Source organism: Streptomyces sp. AC555_RSS877 (genome assembly GCF_019049245.1).
In the GTDB taxonomy this organism is placed as follows: domain Bacteria; phylum Actinomycetota; class Actinomycetes; order Streptomycetales; family Streptomycetaceae; genus Streptomyces.
The window spans coordinates 1-478 of sequence record NZ_JAGMUK010000206.1 but is presented as its reverse complement, the minus strand read 5'-3'; the positions used below and the strand labels follow the sequence as shown (position 1 = coordinate 478).

Sequence of the window (478 nt, the reverse complement as noted above, 5' to 3'; positions counted from 1 at the left end):
CAAACAACTCCGGCAAAGTCGACACCTCAGCATCCACCACCGTGTCATTCCACTCCACCAGCAAATTCCGACGCTCAGCAGAATCAAGAATCTCCACCAAGGCAAATTGGTGCTCCGGGTGGTCTTCGAGCGCAGTGACGAGGTTGTCCAGGCACGTGTGCAGCAGCCGGCACACCGCCTGCCCATCCACCGAACCCACCGCATCCACAGTCAGAGCGAACTCGGACTCGAGGTCCTCCACCGACACGGTCACTGGGTAATTCGTCGCCTCGCGTATCGAGACCGTGCTGATGCCCCCGGGCGCGGTACCGGCCTCCGGGCTGCGCCCGGCAGCGCGACGCTTGCCGTGGCGGTAGTTGAAGAGCGAGGTGAACAGCGGACTGCCGCCGGGCATGCCGCTGGCCTGCTGTGCGAGCGTCAGCGGGGCGTGCTCGTGCACCAGCAGTTCCGCCAGCTGGTCACGCACTCCCTCCAACGC

The 478-nt window shown here is 64.9% G+C and carries 1 protein-coding gene; it reads right to left on the bottom strand.

Annotated features, from left to right (window positions below; translation table 11 throughout):
* The coding region (locus tag KUM49_RS42230; protein WP_217242255.1) for a hypothetical protein at positions 1-466 on the bottom strand (466 nt) is incomplete at its 3' end.
* Positions 467-478 lie beyond the last annotated feature (12 nt).